The following is a 19466-nucleotide window of genomic DNA, read 5'->3' on the forward strand; positions in this document are numbered from 1 at the left end:
CTATGGAAAGTACAACCTTCTCTCAGACGCCCGGTAGCCGGATTTCGCAGTATTTCGCGCTCACCAAGCCCCGCGTCACCCAATTGGCCGTGTTCTGCGCGGTCATCGGCATGTTCCTCGCCGTGCCGGGCATGGTGCCCTGGAAGCAGCTGGTCGGCGGCACCGTCGGGATTTGGCTGACGGCTGGCGCGGCCTTCGCGATCAACTGCCTCGTGGAGCAAAAGGTGGATGCGCGCATGCGCCGCACCTCCTGGCGTCCTTCGGCGCGCGGCGAGATCACCAGCGTGCAGATCCTGATGTTCTCGGCGGTGATCGGCGGCCTCGGCATGTGGGTGCTGTACACGTTTGCCAATCCGCTCACCATGTGGCTCACGGTTGCGACCTTCATCGGCTACGCGATCATCTATACGTTGCTGCTCAAGCCCGCCACGCCCCAGAACATCGTGATCGGCGGTGCATCGGGCGCGATGCCGCCGGCGCTCGGCTGGGCGGCTGTGACGGGCCATGTGCCCGCCGACGCCTGGATTCTCGTGCTGATCATCTTCGTGTGGACGCCGCCGCACTTCTGGGCGCTCGCGCTCTATCGCCGCAAGGACTACGAAAACGCCGGCCTGCCGATGCTGCCCAACACGCACGGCGAGAAGTACACGCGTCTGCATATCCTGCTCTACACCGTGATCCTGTTCGCGGTCACGTTGATGCCCTATATCTCGGGCATGAGCGGCGTGCTGTATCTGGCCACGGCGGTTTTGCTCGGCGCGGTGTTCCTCGCCTACGCGTGGAAAATCTACGTCGAGTATTCGGACGCACTCGCCCGTAAGACTTTCCGCTATTCGATCGTTTATCTCTCGGTGCTGTTCGCCGCGCTGCTCGTCGACCATTACGTGAGCGCGCTCATCGGGATGTAACGAGATGATCCATTCAACGTTCCCGCGCGCGGCGCGTGCCGCGCGTGTCATGCTTATTGCGCTCGCGGCGGCGGGCGCGCTCGGCGGCACGTTGCTGCTCGAAGGCTGCGGCCAACAGCCGCCATCGTTCTCGAACCTCGACATCACCGGCAACACGCAGTTCGGCAAGGACTTCTCGCTGCCGGACTCGAGCGGCAAGATGCGCTCGCTCGCGGACTTCAAGGGCAAGGTGGTCGTGCTGTTCTTCGGCTACACGCATTGCCCCGATGTATGCCCGACCACCATGGCCGAGCTTTCGCAGGCGCTCCAGCAACTCGGCCCCGATGCCGCGAAGCGCGTGCAGGTGCTGTTCGTGAGCGTCGATCCCGAACGTGACAGCGCCGCGATCCTGGGCCAGTACGTGAGCGCGTTCAATCCCACCTTCATCGCGCTGCGCCCGGCCAACGAAGAGCAGCTCAAGCAGATCACCAAAGACTTCCGCGTCTATTACGCGAAGGTGCCCGGCAATACGCCCGACAGCTACACGATGGATCACACCGCCGCGAGCTACGTGTTCGACACCACCGGCAAGCTGCGGTTGTTCGCGCGCGATGGGCAGGGCGTCACGCCCTGGCTGCACGATCTGAAGATCCTGCTCAACGCCAACGACTGAGGCCGTCCGGCTTCCGACACCCTTGCTTCGCCCAATGCGTCGGCGTTAGCCGGCGCCTTGGAATATTCGTATGCGAATTCTTTATTTCGCGCGGCCGGGGCCATATGAGACCATTCACGTCCACCCGGCGGGCGGCACACAATGCCTCCACAGCCGCGACATGACAGGAACAAACACGCAACCAGCGGGAACATCATCTCCATGCAGCGCAGAAATCTGATTAAAGCTCTCCTCGCCGGCTTCGCCGCCGCCACCACGCTCACGGCCAGCTTCGGCGCTCACGCCGACGACAAGGCCATCAAGGTTGGCACCGTCTCGGGTCCTGACGCGCAAGTCTGGGCCGTGGTCCAGAAGGTCGCCAAGCGCGAAGGCCTGAACGTGAAGGTCATCGAATTCAACGACTACGTGCAGCCGAACGCGGCGCTCGACTCGGGCGACCTCGACGCCAACAGCTTCCAGACCGGGCCGTACCTCGACAGCCAGGTTAAGCAGCGCGGCTACAAGCTCGTGAACGTGGGCCTCACGTACATTTCGCCGATCGGCGTGTACTCGAAGAAGCTCAAGTCGCTGAACGATCTGCCGCAAGGCGCGAAGGTCGCAGTGCCGAACGATCCGTCGAACGAGAACCGCGCGCTACTGCTTCTGCAGAACAAGGGCTTGATCAAGCTGCGCGCTGGCGCGGGCACGAACGGCAACAACGCGACGCCGCTCGACGTCGCCGAGAACCCGAAGAAGGCGAAGCTCGTCGAGCTGGACGCCGCGCAGCTGCCGCGCGCGCTCGGCGATGTGGACGCCGCCGTGATCAACACGAACTACGCGCTGGCCGCCGGCCTGCAGCCGACCAAGGACGCCATCGCGCTGGAAGACACGCACAGCCCCTATGCGAACCTGATCGCCGTGCGCGCCCAGGACAAGGACAAGCCGTGGGTGAAGAAGCTGGTCGCGGCTTATCAATCGGAAGACGTGCGCCAGTTCATCAAGAGCGAATTCAAGGGTTCGATGATTCCGTCGTTCTAAGCGACGCGGGACCCGCGCGCGGCGTTAAAGCCGCCACGCTGGTGATCCAGCAAATGAAAAAGCCGCTTCCTGGAAGCGGCTTTTTTTGCGCCCGTTCAACGGACACAACGAACCACCCGGCGGCCGCTAAAGAGAGCCCACAGGTATCTCTCCAGGGAAAATCCCGATCCATCGGTTCAATACCAGTGCGCCTTTGAAAATAATTTAACTGATTGATTTTTAAGAAAATTATGGCGGTGCGCGTGCGGTCGCATCACCTGTTGACTGGTATTATTGTGGTTATATAATGGGCTCCAATTCGCACCGGGCTGACGCCATAACGGCAATGTCGAAAGTGCCAGATGGTCTGTCTGCCCGGATGCTCCCACGATCTGTCCAACCGTTGGCCGGAGTTCCATGGAAACCCGTTGGTCTGCCCTGATGCCCGATGCGCGCAACGTCACGCCGCTTTATCTGCAGCTGGCGCGCAATCTTGCGACGGCCATTCATTGCGGCGTGTGGTCGGCGGGCGAGGCGCTGCCGTCGGAGCGCACGCTTTCGGATGCCATCGGCGTTTCGCGCATCACGGCGCGCAAGGCCATCGAGTTGCTGGTCGAGCAGGGGCTGATCAGGCGCGCACGCGGCGCGGGCAGTTTCATTACGCCGCGCGTGGAAGATCCGCTTTCGCGCCTGACCGGCTTCACGAAAAAGATGGAGCAGCGCGGCTTCACGCCCGATTCGGTGTGGCTGGAGCGCGAGCTGCGCGCTGCTCACCGCGAGGAGATCGTGCAGCTCGGGCTTTCGCCGGGCGCCTCGGTTGCGAGCCTGCGCCGCCTGCGCCGCGCTGACGGCATCGTGATGGCCGTCGAGCACTCGGCGCTGCCTGCGTCCATCGTGCCGGACCCGGGCGCCATCGACGGTTCGCTCTATGCGCATCTCGAAGGGCGCGGCGTGCCGGTCGTGCGCGCGCTCCAGCACTTTCGCGCGGTCAACGCGACGGGTGAAATCGCCAGTCTGATGGACGTGGAGCCAGGCGCGGCGCTGCTCGTGATCACGCGCGTGGGTTTTTCGCGCGATCAGCACGCCATCGAGCTCACCGACACTTATTGCCGCGACGGCTTCTACGACTTCGTAGCGGAGCTCAGGCAATGAACGCAGTAACGACCGCAATCCAGAAAACGGCGCGGAAGGCAGTTCACGGGAACGCCACGCCGCGCCACGAATCTCTCATGCACGTCATCGTCACGACTCACCGCGCACCCCAATTTGTCGTGCGCAAAATCGGAAAAATCTCATGCTGAGCGGAAACATTCTCACCCCTGAAGGCTGGATCAACGGCACGCTCACGTTCGAAAACGGACGCATCAAGTCGATCGAGGGCGAGGCCGCCGATCCGGCGAAGAACGACGAGCCTTATGTCCTGCCCGGCTTCATCGACCTGCACGTGCACGGCGGCGGCGGCGCCGACGTCATGGAAGCGGGCGACGCCATCGAAACCATCGCGCGCACCCACGCGCGCTACGGCACGACGAGCCTGCTCGCCACCACCATGACCGCGCCGCGCGACGAGTTGATGAGCGTGGTGTCGGGCTTGGGCGACGTGGCGCGGCAGCGCACGCCGGGCGGCGCGCGCGTGCTGGGCGTGCATCTGGAAGGGCCGTACATCAATCCGGGCAAGCTGGGCGCGCAGCCCGACGCGGCGGTGTCCGCCGTGCTCGACGAAGTGCTCAAGTATCTGTCGATCGCGCCGATCCGCGTGGTGACCGTGGCGCCGGAAATCGCGGGCCATATCGAGATCATCGGCGAGATGGCGGCGCGCGGCGTGCGCGTGCAGCTCGGCCATTCGCTCGCGACTTACGACGACGCCGTAGCCGCGCTCAAGCACGGCGCGCGTGGCTTCACGCACCTTTTCAATGCGATGTCGCCGCTGCATCACCGCAATCCGGGGCTCGTCGGCGCGGCGCTCGCGCATGCGGAGTACGCGGAGATCATCCCCGACCTGCTGCACGTGCACCCGGGCGCGATCCGCGCGGCGCTGCGTGCGATTCCGCGCCTCTACGTGGTGACCGACAGCACCTCGGCCACCGGCATGCCCGACGGCGAATACCGCCTCGGCAGCCAGCACGTGACCAAGTGCCTCGGCGGCGTGCGTCTTGCCGATGGCACGCTGGCCGGCAGCACCCTCACCATGGACCAGGCCTTGCGCAATCTCGTGTCGATTGGCCTGCCGATTGCAGATGTTTCCGCGCGCCTGTCGCGCTATGCGGCCGACTATCTCGGCATCGAAGACCGTGGCCGCCTCACGCGCGGCGCATGGGCCGATGTCAATGTGTTCGACCGTGAACTGACGCTTACCGCGACCTACGTCGAAGGAGAATCGATTGTCGAATATGCTTAAAGAAGCGCTGGCCTCGGCCGGCGTCGTCGCCGCGCAGCTCGCGGACACCTCGCGCGTCGAGGCGCTCGCTCGCGCGCTCGACGCCGAAACGCGTCAGGTAGCGCTCACGGTTGCGCGCGGCAGTTCGGACCACGCGGCGAGCTATTTCGCTGCGCTCACCATGAGCCGCATCGGCGTACCGGTGGCCTCGATTCCCATGTCGATCGCCACGCTGCAACAAGCGCCATTGCGCGTAAAGGGCCAATTTGCTTTGGCTTTCTCCCAATCAGGCAGGAGTCCTGATCTGGTCGCGACGATGCGCGCGCTGCACGACGCGGGCGCGCTCACGGCGGCGATGGTCAACGTGGCCGGCTCGCCGCTAGCGGAAGCCGCGGGCGCGGAATTGCCCTTGCTCGCGGGCCCGGAGCTGAGCGTCGCTGCCACCAAGAGCTATATCGCGATGCTCGCGATGTCGGCGCAACTCGTGGCGTTCTGGCAGCGCGATGCCGCGCTGCTCGACGCCGTGCGCGCGCTGCCCGAAGCGCTCGACCGCGCGGGCGCGCTCGACTGGTCGAAGGCCGTGGATGAACTGCGCGACGTCTCGCAGATGATCGTGATCGGCCGCGGTCCGGGGCTTGCCATCGCCCAGGAAGCGGCGCTCAAGCTCAAGGAAACGTCGAGCATCCAGGCAGAAGCATTCTCCAGCGCCGAAGTGCGCCACGGCCCGATGGAGCTCATCGACCGCGACTACCCGCTGCTTGTGTTCGCACCGCGCGGGCCGGAGCAGGCCGGTCTCGTGCAATTCGCGCGCGACATGCAACAGCGCGGCGCGCGCGTGCTGCTCGCGGCGCCCGCCGATGTGCAGGACGCCACGCTGCCGCTCGTCACGACGGCCGACCCGGCGCTCGATCCGATTGCCGCCATTCTTTCGTTCTACGTGATGGCGGCGAGTCTCGCCGCCGCGCGCGGCCGCAACCCGGACGAGCCGCGCTACCTGAACAAAGTCACCGAAACCCACTAGATTGGAACGCAGATGGAACGCACCCAGGAGTCTCGCCTGATGAAGCCGGAAAATTCCGCCGCGGGCCGTATCGAATTGATCGCGCCGTTGAGCGGCCCAGTCGTGCCGCTCGCCTCGGTGCCCGATCCGGTGTTCTCGGAAGGCCTGTTCGGCGACGGCATCGCCATCGATCCGCTCGCCGGCCGGCTCGTATCGCCGTGCGACGGCACGATCATGCACCTCGCGCGCACCGGCCATGCCGTCACGCTGCAGACCGCCGAGGGTGCGCAGGTGCTCGTGCATATCGGCATCGACACGGTCGAGCTCAACGGCAAGGGCTTTACGCCGAAGGTCGAGCAGGGCGCCCAAGTGCGTCGCGGCGACTTGCTGATCGAATTCGATCTCGATGTCGTGGCGTGCAACGCGCCTAGCCTCGTCTCCGTGATCGCGGTGGCGAACTCCGATGCGTTCGAGGTGATCGAGCGCGCGAGCGTCACCGGGCATGTCGAGGCCGGCCAGACGCCGCTGCTCGTACTGCGCGCGCGCGATGGCGCGGTGCCGGTTGCCGGTGTTGCGGAAGTCGTGACGAATGAAGTGCGCCGCAGTGTGACCCTTACGCACGCGGGCGGTCTCCATGCGCGGCCCGCGGCGCGTGCGCGTGAAGCGGTGCGCGGAATCGAGGCGCGTGTGGAAGTGCGCTACGGCGAGCGCAAGGCGGCTATCGAAAGCGTGGTGGGCCTGCTCGGGCTGGGCGCAGGCGAGGGCACGACCATCGAACTGGTTGGCATGGGCCGCGAGGCGCAGAAGGCCGTCGATGCGGTCGCTAACGAACTCCTGCGCGATGCGCCGGGCGAAGGCGGAGAGAAGCCCGCACGGCAATTGTCGCCGGCGCCGGACGCTGCCGTGGCGAGTACAGCCGGTGCCGCCGTCGCCGCACAGCAGGCCTCGCGCGGCGCGCCGGGCACGCTGGCCGGCGTGTGCGCGGCGCCGGGCGTGGCCGTCGGCAAGCTGGTGCGCTGGGACGACGCCGAACTCGTTCCTGCGGAACTCGCAAGCGGTCCTTCGGCCGCTGAAAGCCGCCTGCTCGACAAAGCCGTTGCGTCTGTCGACGCGGAGCTCGACACCTCCGTGCGCGTGGCCTCGCAGCGCGGCGCGATCAGTGAAGCGGGCATCTTCCAGGTGCACCGCGTGCTGCTCGAAGATCCGATGCTCATCGACGCCGCGCGCGACCTCATCAGCCTCGGCAAGAGCGCGGGCTTCGCGTGGCGCGATGCGATCCGCGCGCAGATCGCGGTGCTCGGCAAGGTGGACGATCCGCTGCTCGCGGAACGTGCCGCCGATCTGCGCGACCTCGAAAAGCGCGTGCTGCGCGCGCTCGCGAACGCGAGCGGCACGGGAAATGCCGCAGGCGCGCAGCGCGAGCTGCCTGAAGAAGCCGTGCTTGCCGCCGACGAATTCACGCCTTCCGATCTCGCCTCGCTCGATCGCAAGCGCGTTACCGCGCTCGTGATGGCGCGCGGCGGTGCGACCTCGCACGCTGCGATCATCGCGCGCCAGGCTGGCATTCCGGCGCTCGTCGCGCTCGGCGACGCGCTGCACAAGATCGAGGAAGGCACGACAGTGGTGGTGGATGCGGGCGCGGGCTGCCTGGCCTTTGCACCGAGCCCGCAGGATGTCGAACGCGCCCGCGCCGAGAAGCAGCGTCTCGCGGGCGTGCGCGAAGCGAACCGGCGCACCTCGCATGAGGCCGCGGCTACGCGCGACGGCCATGCGGTCGAAGTCGCCGCGAACATCGCGACGCTCGACGACGCGCGCACCGCCGTCGACAACGGCGCGGATTCGATCGGCCTGCTGCGCACCGAACTGATGTTCATCCATCGCCAGGCCGCGCCCACGGTGGATGAGCATCGTCAGGGCTACCAGGCAATCGCTGATGCCCTGGGCGGACGCACGGCCATCATCCGCACGCTCGACGTAGGCGCGGACAAGGAAGTCGACTATCTGACGCTGCCGCCCGAGCCGAACCCCGCGCTGGGCCTGCGCGGCATCCGCCTCGCGCAGGTGCGCCCCGATCTGCTCGACGACCAGTTGCGCGGCCTGCTCGCAGTCGAACCCCTGGGCGCCGTGCGCATCCTGCTGCCGATGGTTACCGACGTGGGTGAGCTCGTGCGCTTGCGCGAGCGCATCGACACGTTCGCTCGCGAAGCGGGCCGCACCGGCCGCATCGAAGTGGGCGTGATGATCGAGGTGCCCTCGGCCGCGCTGCTGGCCGACCAGCTCGCGCGTCACGCGGACTTCCTCTCGATCGGCACCAACGACCTCACGCAGTACACGCTCGCGATGGACCGCTGCCAGCCCGATCTGGCGGCGCAGGCCGACGGCCTGCATCCTGCCGTGCTGCGCCTCGTCTCAGTGGCGGTGGAGGGCGCGAGCAAGTATGGCAAATGGGTCGGCGTATGCGGCGCGCTGGCGGGCGACCCGCTCGCGGTGCCGCTGCTCGTCGGCCTTGGCGTGACCGAACTGTCGGTCGATCCGGTGTCCGTGCCGTCGGTCAAGGCGCGTGTTCGCAAGCTCGACTACAGCCAGTGCCGCACGCGTGCATTCGAGGTGCTCGCGCTGGAGTCGGCGCAGGCCGTGCGCGCGGCAAGCCGTGAAAGCTGGCCGCTCGACTGATTTCCCGGGTGGCTGAGCATTCAGCCACTCGATTTTCCCGGTGTCTAACCGGTATTTACCCGGTAGCGGGCACTTTAATCCGTTCGATTTCCTGAATAAAAACCTGCCGGCGGGCGCAGCGATCGCGCGCCGGTTTATCTCACCTCATCTTCTTCACGCAAGAGACAGGGACTGGAGGCAGTTCAATGGATGGCAATCCGTTTCTCAAGATTCAGAGCCTCGGCCGCGCGCTGATGCTCCCGATCGCAGTGCTGCCGGTGGCCGGCATTCTGCTGCGCTTCGGGCAGGCCGACATGCTCAACATCAAGATCATCGCCGACGCTGGCGGGGCGATCTTCGACAATCTGCCGCTGCTGTTCGCCATCGGCATCGCGGTGGGCTTCGCGAAGGACAATAACGGCGTGGCGGCGCTCGCGGGCGCGCTCGGCTATCTGGTCGAGACCGCTGTGATGAAGGACATCAACGACAAGCTCAACATGGGCGTGCTCTCGGGCGTCGTGGCCGGCGTTGTGGCGGGCATGCTGTACAACCGCTTCAAGGACATCAAGCTGCCCGAGTTTCTGGCCTTCTTCGGCGGCAAGCGCTTCGTGCCGATCGTGACCGGGCTCGTGTGTCTCGTGCTCGGCATCGTGTTCGGCTATGCGTGGGGACCGGTGCAGAGCGCGATCGATACGGCGGGCCACTGGCTCACCACGGCGGGCGCGATCGGCACCTTCGTCTATGGTCTGCTGAACCGGCTGCTGCTCGTGACCGGCCTGCATCACATCCTGAACTCGCTCGTGTGGTTCGTGTTCGGCTCGTTCACGCCCGCCAGCGGCGCGGCTGTGACCGGCGACCTGCACCGTTTCTTCGCAGGCGATCCCACCGCGGGCGGCTTCATGGCCGGCTTCTTCCCGGTGATGATGTTCGGCCTGCCGGCCGCGTGTCTCGCGATGCTGCACGAGGCGCCCAAGGAGCGCCGCGCGATGGTGGGCGGCCTGCTGCTCTCGATGGCGCTCACCTCGTTCCTCACTGGCGTGACCGAACCGATCGAGTTCACCTTCATGTTCCTCGCGCCGGTGCTCTACGGTATTCACGCGGTGCTCACGGGGCTGTCGCTGGCGATCTGCTCGCTGCTGAACATCAAGCTCGGCTTCACGTTCTCGGCGGGCGCGATCGACTACGTGCTGAACTACGGTCTGTCGACGCACGGCTGGGAAGCGATTGCGCTCGGCATCGCCTATGCGGTGGTGTACTACGCGCTGTTCCGCTTCTTCATCCGCCGCTTCAATCTGCCGACGCCGGGCCGCGAAGCTTCGGCCGGCGACACGGCAATCGCCTCGTCGATGTCGGGCGTGGCTGCGGCGGCCGCTTCGGTCGATTCGGCGGCAACGGCCACGGCGCTCTCACGCGCGGCGCGCTATATCGATGCGCTGGGCGGTGCGGCCAACCTGAAGGTGGTCGATGCGTGCACGACGCGCCTGCGTCTCACGGTGGCCGACCCGGCGCACGTGTCGGAGCCGGCGCTCAAGGCAATCGGCGCGCGGGGCGTGCTCAAGCGCGGCGGCGAAAGCGTGCAGGTCATCATCGGGCCGGAAGCCGACATGATCGCCGACGAGATCCGTCGCGAGATCGCCAGCGGCCGCCCGGCTGCAGCGGCCGCGGTGCAGCCGGCGCCGGTGGCTGTTCGGTCACCGGCCGGGACGAACGATGAAGCTGGTCCGCTCGACCCGAATCCGTCGCGTTGGCTGGCGGTGCTGGGCGGCGCGGCGAATATCGTGTCGCTCGATGCGGTCGCAGTCACACGCTTGCGCGTGATCGTGCGCGATCCGGCTGCGGTCGATCGTGCCCAGCTTGGCGCGCTCGACGTGGCCTGGGTGTCGGCGGATACGCTGCATATCGTCGTGGGCAGCGCGGCGCAGCGCTATGCGCGCGAACTTGCCTTGCAGGCAGCCTGAGCTTTTCCTTGATGCAATGAATAAACCGGCGCTTGCGCCGGTTTATTCATTTCTCGAGCACGGACCCAAGCCTCACTCTGCGTTATCGTCGGCGCCGTCCACCACGTGCTGCTGATCGAGCCACATCACGTTGATGATCCCGAAGCCGAGCGCCACGCCGATCCCCAATATCCAGGTGAAGTACCACATCGTTTCCACTCCTGCGTAGATTGCGTTGCGGCCCGCCGCCGGGCCGTAAACGGGTCGTTCAATACAACGAATTGCGCTTGTCCTCGACCGCTTCGAGGGTCACCTTGCCGCGCATGATGCGGTACGCCCAGGTGGTATAGGCGAGCACGATCGGCAGGAAGATGATCACGGCCACCAGCATGATTTCGAGCGTGGTCTTGCTGGAGGTGGAGTCCCACACCGTGAGGCTCGAACGCGGGTCCAGCGACGAAGGCATGATGAACGGAAACATCGAGAAGCCCGCCGTGAGAATCACGCCGACGATCAACAGCGAGGTGCCGGCGAAGGCCGTCTTTTCGAGCCGCGAGCCTGCCAGCACGAAGGCGATCACGCCGCCGAGAATGCCGATCACCGGCGCGATCGCCATCCACGGATAAAGCCCGTAGTTGCTGATCCACAGGCCCGTGCCGGGTTCGACGCTCTTCAGGAGCGGATTGGCGACGCTGTCGTACGGTGCGGGTGTCGTGATCGCGTAGCCGCCGATCAACGTCGCCACGAACGCGCCCGCCACCACGAAAAACACGACCGCGAGCGCGGAGGCAATGCGCAGCGCCTTCGACGCACGTGCGGCCACCACGCCCTCGCTCTTCAGCTTCACGAACGCGGCGCCGTGCGCCGTGAGCATGGTGAGGCTCACGAGCCCGCACAACAGCGCGAACGGATTGAGCAGCGCGAAGAAGCTGCCGTGATAGGTCACGCGCAGGTCCGAGTCATAGCTGAACGGCACGCCTTCGAGCAGGTTGCCGAACGCTACGCCGAACACGAGCGCCGGCACGAAGCCGCCGACGAAGAGCGCCCAGTCCCACGCGTTGCGCCACTTCGGGTTCTCTCGCTTGCCGCGATAGTCGAAGCCCACGGGCCGGAAGAACAGCGCGAAAAGCACGAGCAGCATCGCGAAGTAGAAGCCCGAGAACGATGCTGCATAAACGAGCGGCCAGGCGGCGAACATGGCGCCACCCGCCGTGATGAGCCATACCTGGTTGCCTTCCCAGGTCGCGCCCACCGTGTTGATGACGATGCGGCGCTCCGCATCGGTCTTGCCGATGAAGGGCAGCAGCACGGCGGCGCCCATGTCGAAGCCGTCGGTGAGCGCGAAGCCGATCAAGAGCACGCCGATCAGCACCCACCAGATTACTTTGAGCGTTGCGTAGTCCATGGTGTGGTTCCTGTGTGTTTCCTTTGTGTTCCTGGCGACGCAGCCATCACGAGACGCGGTTGCCGGCCGCCGCGCCTTGCTCATGGAAGTAGCGCCCGGTATGAAGCGCCGACGGGCCGAGGCGCGCGTACTTGAACATCAGCGTGATCTCGATGATGAAGAGCGCCGTGTAGAACACCACGAAGCCCGCGAGGCTCAGCCACACGTCGCCGGGCGCGAGACTCGACGCCGAGAGATGGGTGGGCAGCACTTCGGCGATGGTCCACGGCTGGCGGCCAAGCTCGGCTACGACCCAGCCGAACTCCGCCGCGAGCCACGGCAGGGGAATCGCCCACACCACCCAGCGCAGGAACCAGCGGCGATTTTCCTTGAGCAGCGTGCGCTGCGCGCAAAACCAGAATGCGAGCACGAAGGTCGCGAGGAACAGCATGCCGAGCGCCACCATCACACGGAACGACCAGAACACCGGTGCGACGGGCGGAATCGAATGCTTCGCGGCGGCCTTGATCTGCTCGGGCGTGGCGTCGACCACGTTCGGCGAGAATTGCTTCAGGAGCAGGCCGTAGCCGAGATCGGCTTTGTGGGCCTCGAATACGTCGCGCGTGGCCGTGTCGGCGCTGCCTTCCTTCATCTTTTGCAGCGCGGCGTAGGCGAGCATGCCGTTCTGGATACGCACTTCGGCGCGGCCCATCAGATCCTTCAAGCCGATCACCGGCTCAGCGATCGAGCGCGTGGCGATGATGCCCATCAGGTACGGAATGCGGATGGCGTAGTCGGTGCGCTCTTCGTTCTGGTTAGGGATGCCGAACAGCGTGAACGGCGCCGGTGCGGGCGCGGTGTCCCATTCGGCTTCGATGGCGGCAAGCTTGATCTGTTGGACCTCGCCTGTGCGATAGCCCGATTCGTCGCCGAGCACGATCACGCAAAGCGTGGAAGCCAGGCCGAAGCCTGCAGCGATCGCGAACGAGCGCAGCGCAAAGTCCACGTCGCGGCGCCGCAGCAGATACCACGACGAAATGCCGAGCACGAACATCGACGCCGTCACATAGCCGGCGGACACCGTATGCACGAACTTCACCTGGGCGACCGGGTTGAAGATCACCTGGAAGAGGCTCGTGAGCTCCATGCGCATGGTTTCGTAATTGAACGCAGCGCCCACGGGGTTTTGCATCCAGCCGTTGGCGACGAGAATCCACAGCGCGGAAAGGTTCGAGCCGAGCGCGACGAAGAACGTGGTGAGCAAATGCCCGCCCTTCGACATGCGGTTCCAGCCGAAGAAGAACAGGCCCACGAAGGTCGACTCGAGGAAGAACGCGGCGAGCCCTTCCACGGCGAGCGGCACGCCAAAGATATCGCCCACATAGTGCGAGTAGTACGACCAGTTGGTGCCGAACTGGAATTCCATCGTGAGGCCGGTGGTGACGCCCATCACAAAATTGATCGCGAAGAGCTTGCCCCAGAACTGCGTCATGTCCTTGTAGATGGCTTTGCCGGTCATCACGTAGACCGATTCCATGATGACGAGGAGCCACGACAGTCCCAGCGTGAGCGGCACGAACAGGAAGTGGTAGAGCGCGGTGACCGCGAATTGCAGCCGCGATAGATCGACGGTTTCGCTAATTGGCATGGCGCGGATCCCTTTGAGATGGATGTGCTCCGGGCGGGCGAGTCCCGGGCTGCATGGGCACCGAGAGCAGAGCTTGCGCGACCGCTACTGGCGGCATGCTCATGTTCTCGGCCTGCGGATGGTTAAAAAATGTGTATTTGAGCGCCATCAGCAGCACGAGCTTGAAGGCGAGGACGAGAACAATGTCGCGGCTGAAGGTCGGGCCGCGCGCCCACTGAAGCAAGCGCACGCGTAGCAGCAGGCGCGCACGCGCAGACGAGTCGGAGGTTGAAATCATGACGATGTCAGATTAGGGCCGCATCACACATGAAATCATCTTACGGAGAAATGGGAAATTACGGTCTGAAGGTGTACGAATTACAGCCGGCCAAAAGAAAAAGCCCCACTCTCGGTAAGAGTGGGGCTCTGCAGGCTGAGCCTGTGGGCGCGGTCTCGTCGCCGCGCCGTGCGACTCGGTGAGTTGAGGTTCAGGCGTATTCGGCCAGTGCAGTGCGCATCTTCTTCATGGCGCTGGCTTCGATCTGGCGGATGCGCTCAGCCGAGACGCCGAACTCGTCGGCCAGTTCGTGCAGCGTCGAGCCGCCCGAGCCGTCGTCGGCGACGTTCAGCCAGCGTGCCTCGATGATGCGGCGGCTGCGCGCATCGAGGGCCTCCAGCGCGCTTGCAATGCCGTCTGACTGCAGACGGTCGCGCTGGCGCGAGGCGATCACGGCCGTGGGCTCGCTATGCGAGTCGGCGAGCCAGGCGATCGGGGCGAACGACTCTTCGCCGTCTTCGGTCTGGCTTTCGAGCGCGATGTCCGAACCCGACAGGCGCGTTTCCATTTCCACGACTTCTTCGCGCTTCACGTTCAGTTCCTGCGCGAGGCCGTCGATCTCCTCGGGCGTGAACGATTGCAGGCCCTGCTTGTGACTGCGCAGGTTGAAGAACAGCTTGCGCTGCGCCTTGGTCGTGGCGACTTTCACCATGCGCCAATTGCGCAGGATGTACTCGTGAATCTCCGCCTTGATCCAGTGCATGGCGTACGACACGAGACGTACGTTTTGTTCGGGGTCAAAGCGCTTGACCGCCTTCATCAGGCCAATATTGCCTTCCTGGATCAGGTCGGCATGCGGCAGGCCGTAGCCGAGGTAATTGCGCGCGATGGACACCACGAGGCGCAGGTGCGACAGCACAAGACGGCGCGCGCCTTCGAGATTGTTCTGCTCGCGATACTCGGTCGCGAATTGGCGCTCCTCTTGCGGCGTCAACATCGGGATCCGGTTCACGGCCTGAATGTAGGCGTCGATGTTGCCGAGCTGGCCGGGCAGCATGGAAGCGTTCGCGAGCGCCAGTACACCCGAACCCCCGGCCTTGGCCGACGACGGGCTAAGCATATTCGGAAGGGTCATGGTCATTGCGTTGCTCACGTAGCGAACTCCTAAGGGATCTTGCAAAAGTCAGACAGCGACTCCACGGTGGATGTTAGCACTCTCAATTAACGAGTGCTAATACTTCGAGTCTGTAGGGGCTTCAAGGTTCCGTCTTCTCTATCGAAATATTTGTTTCGATAGATTTCAACGAATCCGCGAGAGGCAAGCTGGACGGGGTTTGCGCGCGGCGCAGTCCAGAAAGACGTGGAGGGCCGAAGAAATACTCTAGAACGCACTGCCATCCGTCGCGGATGTGGTCGAGAAAAAAGGACGGGAATTGATGGTTTAGGGGAGGCAGGTGCCTCGGGTTCACGTCTTGAATCAGGCCCGAATTTCGTCGCCAGAATTTATCCCATAGACAACGGGCCGGACCAAAAGTGCTGCGATGCGACATTCAGGCGCGCCGCGCTGCGCATTCGCGTTGATCGTTACGAAGTGGGGGCGATCCGTTTGATCGCAAGTTTCCATGCGTCAAAACCTGGTATAAATTTCATCGAGGCGCGTGCGAGAAATCTTCGGCGCGGATCGACGCGGCGATGCGGACTTTTGCGCAAGGGGCTCGAGCAATGGCTGCAAAAATAATCGATGCGATTCGCGGGCTGGAGCGCGAGCGGTTTCGCGCAATGGTGGACGGCGACGGCTCGTCGCTGGAGCAACTCTTGTCCGACAACGCCACCTTCATCCATACGAACGGCAAACGCGAGACCAAGCAGCAGTTCATCGAAGCGATCACGGCGGGGCGGCGCCGCTATCGCCAGATCGAGATCCAGTCGCAGGACGTGCTGCCGGTGGGGCGCGAGGCCTGCGTGATCTCGGGCCGCGCGCTGATCGAAATCGAAGCGAACAACGGCGCGCTGCTCTATCCCATTGCCTACACGGCGATTCAGACCCAGGAGGATGGCCACTGGCGCCTGCTCGCGTGGCAGGCGACGCGTTGTGCTGTCGAGTGACGACCGGTAGGTCCACTCGCCGATATCGCTTTCTGAGCGTATCGGGCGCACGCAGACGGCCCGTTTTGCCGCCGGCGCTCAACGCAAGGCCCGGGTACTGCTTTCTGCTAAACCGCTGGTTTCACCATGCCACCGCGGCTGTGCGCAGTGGCGTGCATGTTGGTGTGATCAAGCCGCCGCGCGCTGATCGACCTGAGGCCAGGCGGCGCGGTTGAGCGCGCTCACCATGGCGGCGACGGCCGCATGGGCGGCGTCGTCGGCCACGCCTGCGCCGTGACGCAGCGGCTGGCCGCCCACGCGGCAACCGACGAACACCGCCGTAGCGCCCTGCGCCGTGCGCATGGTTTCGAACGACGTGACTTCGATGCTTTGACCCGAGGCCGCCGCAATCGCCCCGGCCACGGCTTGGGTGTGGGCCTGATCGATCTGCGCCGCTGCCGGCATGGCCACATCGCGGCCCTCCCAGCGCACCCGTCCCGCGCCGGCGTGCACCGCCGGACCGCGCGTCTCGAGGTATTCGCGCGTGAAGAGCGCGCAAATTGCGTCGCCCGAAATCTCTTCGCCCGAGCCGTCGGTGACCGTCTGCACGGCGTGGCTGAATTCGATCTGCACGCGGCGCGGCGGCGTGAAGCCCATGCCGCGCTCGAGCAGCCAGGTGGCGCCACCCTTGCCCGACTGGCTGTTCACGCGAATCACGGCGTCATAGCTGCGGCCGAGATCGGCGGGATCGATCGGCAGATAGGGCACTTCCCAGACGGCGTCGGGTTGTTGCTGTGCAAAGCCTTTGCGGATCGCGTCCTGATGCGAGCCCGAGAACGCGGTGAACACGAGGTCGCCCGCATACGGGTGGCGCGGATGCACGGGCAACTGATTGCAGCGCTCGACCACGCGGCGCACGGCGTCGATATCGGAGAAGTCGAGGCCCGGGTCGATGCCCTGCGTATAGAGATTCATCGCGAGCGTGACGAGGTCGACGTTGCCGGTGCGCTCGCCATTGCCGAACAGGCACCCCTCGATGCGGTCCGCGCCCGCGAGCAGCGCCATTTCTGCGGCGGCCACGGCCGTGCCGCGGTCATTGTGCGGATGCACCGAGAGCACGATGCTGTCGCGGTACGCGAGGTTGCGGTCCATCCACTCGATCTGATCGGCGTAGACGTTGGGCATCGCGGCTTCGACGGTCGCGGGCAGATTCACGATCATCTTGTGATCGCGCGTCGGGCGCCAGGTCTGGGCGACGGCGTCGCAGACCTCGCGCGCGAACGAAAGCTCGGTCATGCTGAACGTCTCGGGCGAGTACTGGTAGATCCAGTGCGTGCCGGGACGCGCGTCGGCGTATTCGCGGATCAGTCGCGTGCCTTCCACGGCCAGCGCTTTGACCTCCTCTTTCGATTGTCCGAACACGATCTTGCGGAACGAGGGGCAGATGGCGTTGTAGAGATGGACGATCGCGCGCGGCGCGCCTTCGAGCGCCTCGAACGTGCGGGCGATAAGTTCTTCGCGCGATTGCACGAGCACTTCGATCGTCACGTCATGGGGAATGCGCTTTTCGTCGATCAGCTTGCGCACGAAATCGAAGTCGGTTTGAGACGCCGACGGAAAGCCGACTTCGATCTCCTTGAAGCCGATCGCGACCAGCATCTCGAAGAATTCGAGCTTCTGCTCGATGCTCATCGGCTCGATCAGCGACTGGTTGCCATCGCGCAGGTCGGTGCTCATCCAGATGGGCGCGCGCTCGATGGTGCGCGTGGGCCATCGGCGGCCGTTCAGGCGGATGGCGGGAAAAGGGCGGTATTTCTCAGCGGGATTACGCAACATGACATGCCTCGTTCTTCATGGTGTCGTTTGCGATGGTGGTCGGCAGCGAGCGGCTGGCTTGCTGGCGACGAGGCACGATGTACGCAACAGAGCGCACAACTTCAGGCGAACGGGCGGCAACCACGGACGCGAAGAAGCAGGCCACGGTGACGGCGGTAACCGGCGCGGCAAAAAAGGACGTGAACGATGCCCATGCAACGTGCATTTTGACCCTCGCGACTCGCCCGAACGGTAAACGGACGAATGCAGACGACTAGGTTTGGAGAAACTGCGGTTTGGGGTACTGCGAGAACTGCTTGGGAGGACCGCGGTGACCTAGGAGACGGTCGTTGCGGCGCTACACCAGCTTTAGGCTAGGCGTAGCGATAGGGCCGATAGTAGGCCGAAGACAATGCGGAGGGTGTTCGGAAAGGAACGCATTCGTCCAATGTAAGGCAGGACCGGCGAATGTGTCAACAGCGAATTCGCCGCCCGGGTTGACCAAAGTAGTTGACCTGAGCCGTTGGCCTAGGCGCGCTTCGCGATGCGCTTGATTGTTTCGACCTGGCGGGCGATGGCCTCGGGCACCGGCGCGTGGCCGCGCAGCACCGCTTCGATCCAGGCTGCCGTCGTGGCGGCGTCACGGCCTTCGGGCAAGTCGACTTCCGGCATGTCCGGCGAAGAGCGCACCGGCCCGATCAAGGTCTCGCAGACCCCGTCGTGCAGCCAGTCCACCTGCACCTGGCGGCGCGTGTCGGCGACGGCTTCACCTTCGGTGCCGCGTGCGAGGAGCGCGCCGCCCACGGCCGCATCGGGGTGCGCCGCGAACAGGGCGCTCAGGCTCTCGCGATAGGCGGGATGCGTGTAGTTCACGAGCCGCAGGCCGGGCTCGGCGAATGGCTGCAACAGCTTGACGAGCGTATGCGTGGAGTTGCGCACGCCCATGCGCCGTCGCAGCGACAGGAGGCGCGCGAGCTTCGGCGCGAGCGTTTCGATCGACGCGAACGCCACTCGGCGCTCGCCGAGTTGAGCCTCGATTTCGGCGTGATCGTGCGCGGCGGGCAGGTTCAGCGCCGCGAAGATTTCCGCGCTTGTTACGCGGCCCGGATCTTCGCTGACGCCGTGCACGAGCGTCGGCACGCCTTCGCGCGCGAGCAGCAACGCGAGCAGCGGCACGAGGTTCGGCTGCTTGCGCGCGCCGTTGTAGCTCGGAATTGACACCGGGCGGTACGCACCCCCGGCGCCTCCGGCCACTGCGATGGGCGTGAACGACGCGTGCGCGGCGGCGAGCATCACGGCGAGTTCGTCGGCGGTCTCGCCCTTGAGCCGGTAGGCGAGCAGCACCGCGCCCAGTTCGAGCTCGGGCACGCGGCCGTCGAGCATTGCCGCGTAGAGTGTCTGCGTGTCTTCCGGCGACAGCGAACGCGCACCGTTCGGCCCGCGGCCGATCTCCTTGATGAAGCGGGCGCAGGAGAAGGTGTCGGTGGAATCGGGGGCGTTCATGGCAGCGTGGCGGGTCGAGCGATTGGGGTGGGCCTGGACTGTTTTCGTCCGTATTTCGTCTGTACGTTGGGCCGAATCGGGCCGAATCGGTCTGAAACAGTCTGAATCGGTTCGGGCAGTCCGGAGCACGGGAAGATGCGGCAAGTATCGCACGAGCGCCGCGGCGCATCGCCACCGCAGCGCGTTACACTCGCGTTCTACGTTGCGCGGGCGTTGCCGTTGAGCCTGCGCGCCTCGCTTGCTTGCCGTGCGC

Annotated in this window: 16 protein-coding genes; 9 read left to right on the forward strand and 7 right to left on the reverse strand. The window is 65.1% G+C overall.

The window, feature by feature from the left end:
* Window positions 1-2: 2 nt before the first annotated feature.
* The 8 genes from cyoE (at window position 3) to nagE (ending at window position 10543) form a co-directional block, all read left to right on the forward strand.
* The gene (cyoE, locus tag NH14_RS09235) at window positions 3-908 is read left to right on the forward strand and encodes a heme o synthase (protein WP_035523755.1); all 906 of its coding nucleotides are present in this window, start codon (window positions 3-5) and stop codon (window positions 906-908) included.
* Window positions 909-912: 4 nt separating this feature from the next.
* Window positions 913-1560, forward strand: coding sequence for an SCO family protein (locus tag NH14_RS09240; RefSeq protein WP_035523758.1), 648 nt, complete (start codon window positions 913-915; stop codon window positions 1558-1560).
* Window positions 1561-1761: 201 nt separating this feature from the next.
* Complete coding sequence (locus NH14_RS09245) at window positions 1762-2577, forward strand: MetQ/NlpA family ABC transporter substrate-binding protein (protein WP_035523761.1); 816 nt, start codon at window positions 1762-1764, stop codon at window positions 2575-2577.
* 396 nt (window positions 2578-2973) lie between these two features.
* On the forward strand, window positions 2974-3708 hold the full coding sequence (locus NH14_RS09250; protein WP_035523763.1) for a GntR family transcriptional regulator: 735 nt from the start codon (window positions 2974-2976) through the stop codon (window positions 3706-3708).
* A 142-nt stretch (window positions 3709-3850) separates the two neighbouring features.
* Window positions 3851-4954, forward strand: a complete 1104-nt coding sequence (gene nagA / locus NH14_RS09255) for an N-acetylglucosamine-6-phosphate deacetylase (protein ID WP_035523765.1) — start codon at window positions 3851-3853, stop codon at window positions 4952-4954.
* Window positions 4947-5954, forward strand: a complete 1008-nt coding sequence (locus NH14_RS09260) for an SIS domain-containing protein (protein ID WP_035523768.1) — start codon at window positions 4947-4949, stop codon at window positions 5952-5954. Before nagA ends, NH14_RS09260 begins: the two co-directional genes overlap by 8 nt.
* Window positions 5955-5966: 12 nt before the next feature.
* Window positions 5967-8606 carry a phosphoenolpyruvate--protein phosphotransferase gene (gene ptsP, locus NH14_RS09265; RefSeq protein WP_035523771.1) on the forward strand — a complete coding sequence of 880 codons (2640 nt, stop codon included), beginning with the start codon at window positions 5967-5969 and terminating at the stop codon, window positions 8604-8606.
* 185 nt (window positions 8607-8791) lie between these two features.
* The gene (gene nagE, locus NH14_RS09270) at window positions 8792-10543 is read left to right on the forward strand and encodes an N-acetylglucosamine-specific PTS transporter subunit IIBC (RefSeq protein ID WP_035523773.1); all 1752 of its coding nucleotides are present in this window, start codon (window positions 8792-8794) and stop codon (window positions 10541-10543) included.
* A 72-nt stretch (window positions 10544-10615) separates the two neighbouring features.
* Here nagE and cydX read toward each other — a convergent pair whose 3' ends face one another.
* From cydX to rpoH, 5 genes are all read right to left on the reverse strand, one after another.
* Window positions 10616-10732 carry a cytochrome bd-I oxidase subunit CydX gene (gene cydX, locus NH14_RS34100; protein ID WP_035523776.1) on the reverse strand — a complete coding sequence of 39 codons (117 nt, stop codon included), beginning with the start codon at window positions 10730-10732 and terminating at the stop codon, window positions 10616-10618.
* A 58-nt stretch (window positions 10733-10790) separates the two neighbouring features.
* On the reverse strand, window positions 10791-11927 hold the full coding sequence (gene cydB, locus NH14_RS09280; protein WP_035523778.1) for a cytochrome d ubiquinol oxidase subunit II: 1137 nt from the start codon (window positions 11925-11927) through the stop codon (window positions 10791-10793).
* Between the two features lie 46 nt (window positions 11928-11973).
* Window positions 11974-13554 carry a cytochrome ubiquinol oxidase subunit I gene (locus tag NH14_RS09285; RefSeq protein ID WP_035523781.1) on the reverse strand — a complete coding sequence of 527 codons (1581 nt, stop codon included), beginning with the start codon at window positions 13552-13554 and terminating at the stop codon, window positions 11974-11976.
* Complete coding sequence (gene cydP, locus NH14_RS09290) at window positions 13544-13831, reverse strand: cytochrome oxidase putative small subunit CydP (RefSeq protein ID WP_035523783.1); 288 nt, start codon at window positions 13829-13831, stop codon at window positions 13544-13546. Before cydP ends, NH14_RS09285 begins: the two co-directional genes overlap by 11 nt.
* Before the next feature lie 190 nt (window positions 13832-14021).
* Complete coding sequence (gene rpoH / locus NH14_RS09295) at window positions 14022-14963, reverse strand: RNA polymerase sigma factor RpoH (RefSeq protein WP_035523787.1); 942 nt, start codon at window positions 14961-14963, stop codon at window positions 14022-14024.
* A 569-nt stretch (window positions 14964-15532) separates the two neighbouring features.
* Here rpoH and NH14_RS09300 point away from each other — a divergent pair.
* Window positions 15533-15916, forward strand: a complete 384-nt coding sequence (locus tag NH14_RS09300) for a nuclear transport factor 2 family protein (protein ID WP_035523790.1) — start codon at window positions 15533-15535, stop codon at window positions 15914-15916.
* A gap of 168 nt (window positions 15917-16084) precedes the next feature.
* On the opposite strand, the gene leuA is transcribed toward NH14_RS09300, so the two are convergent.
* Together leuA and ybiB are read right to left on the reverse strand one after the other, a co-directional pair.
* Window positions 16085-17731 (reverse strand): 2-isopropylmalate synthase, encoded by a 1647-nt coding sequence (gene leuA / locus NH14_RS09305; RefSeq protein ID WP_035523793.1) that lies wholly within the window; start codon window positions 17729-17731, stop codon window positions 16085-16087.
* A gap of 507 nt (window positions 17732-18238) precedes the next feature.
* Entirely contained in the window at window positions 18239-19213 is a 975-nt protein-coding gene (gene ybiB / locus NH14_RS09310; RefSeq protein WP_035523795.1) for a DNA-binding protein YbiB, read from the reverse strand.
* Between the last annotated feature and the right edge of the window lie 253 nt (window positions 19214-19466).

The sequence above is a fragment of the Paraburkholderia sacchari genome, from assembly GCF_000785435.2.
Taxonomy (GTDB): Bacteria; Pseudomonadota; Gammaproteobacteria; order Burkholderiales; family Burkholderiaceae; genus Paraburkholderia; species Paraburkholderia sacchari.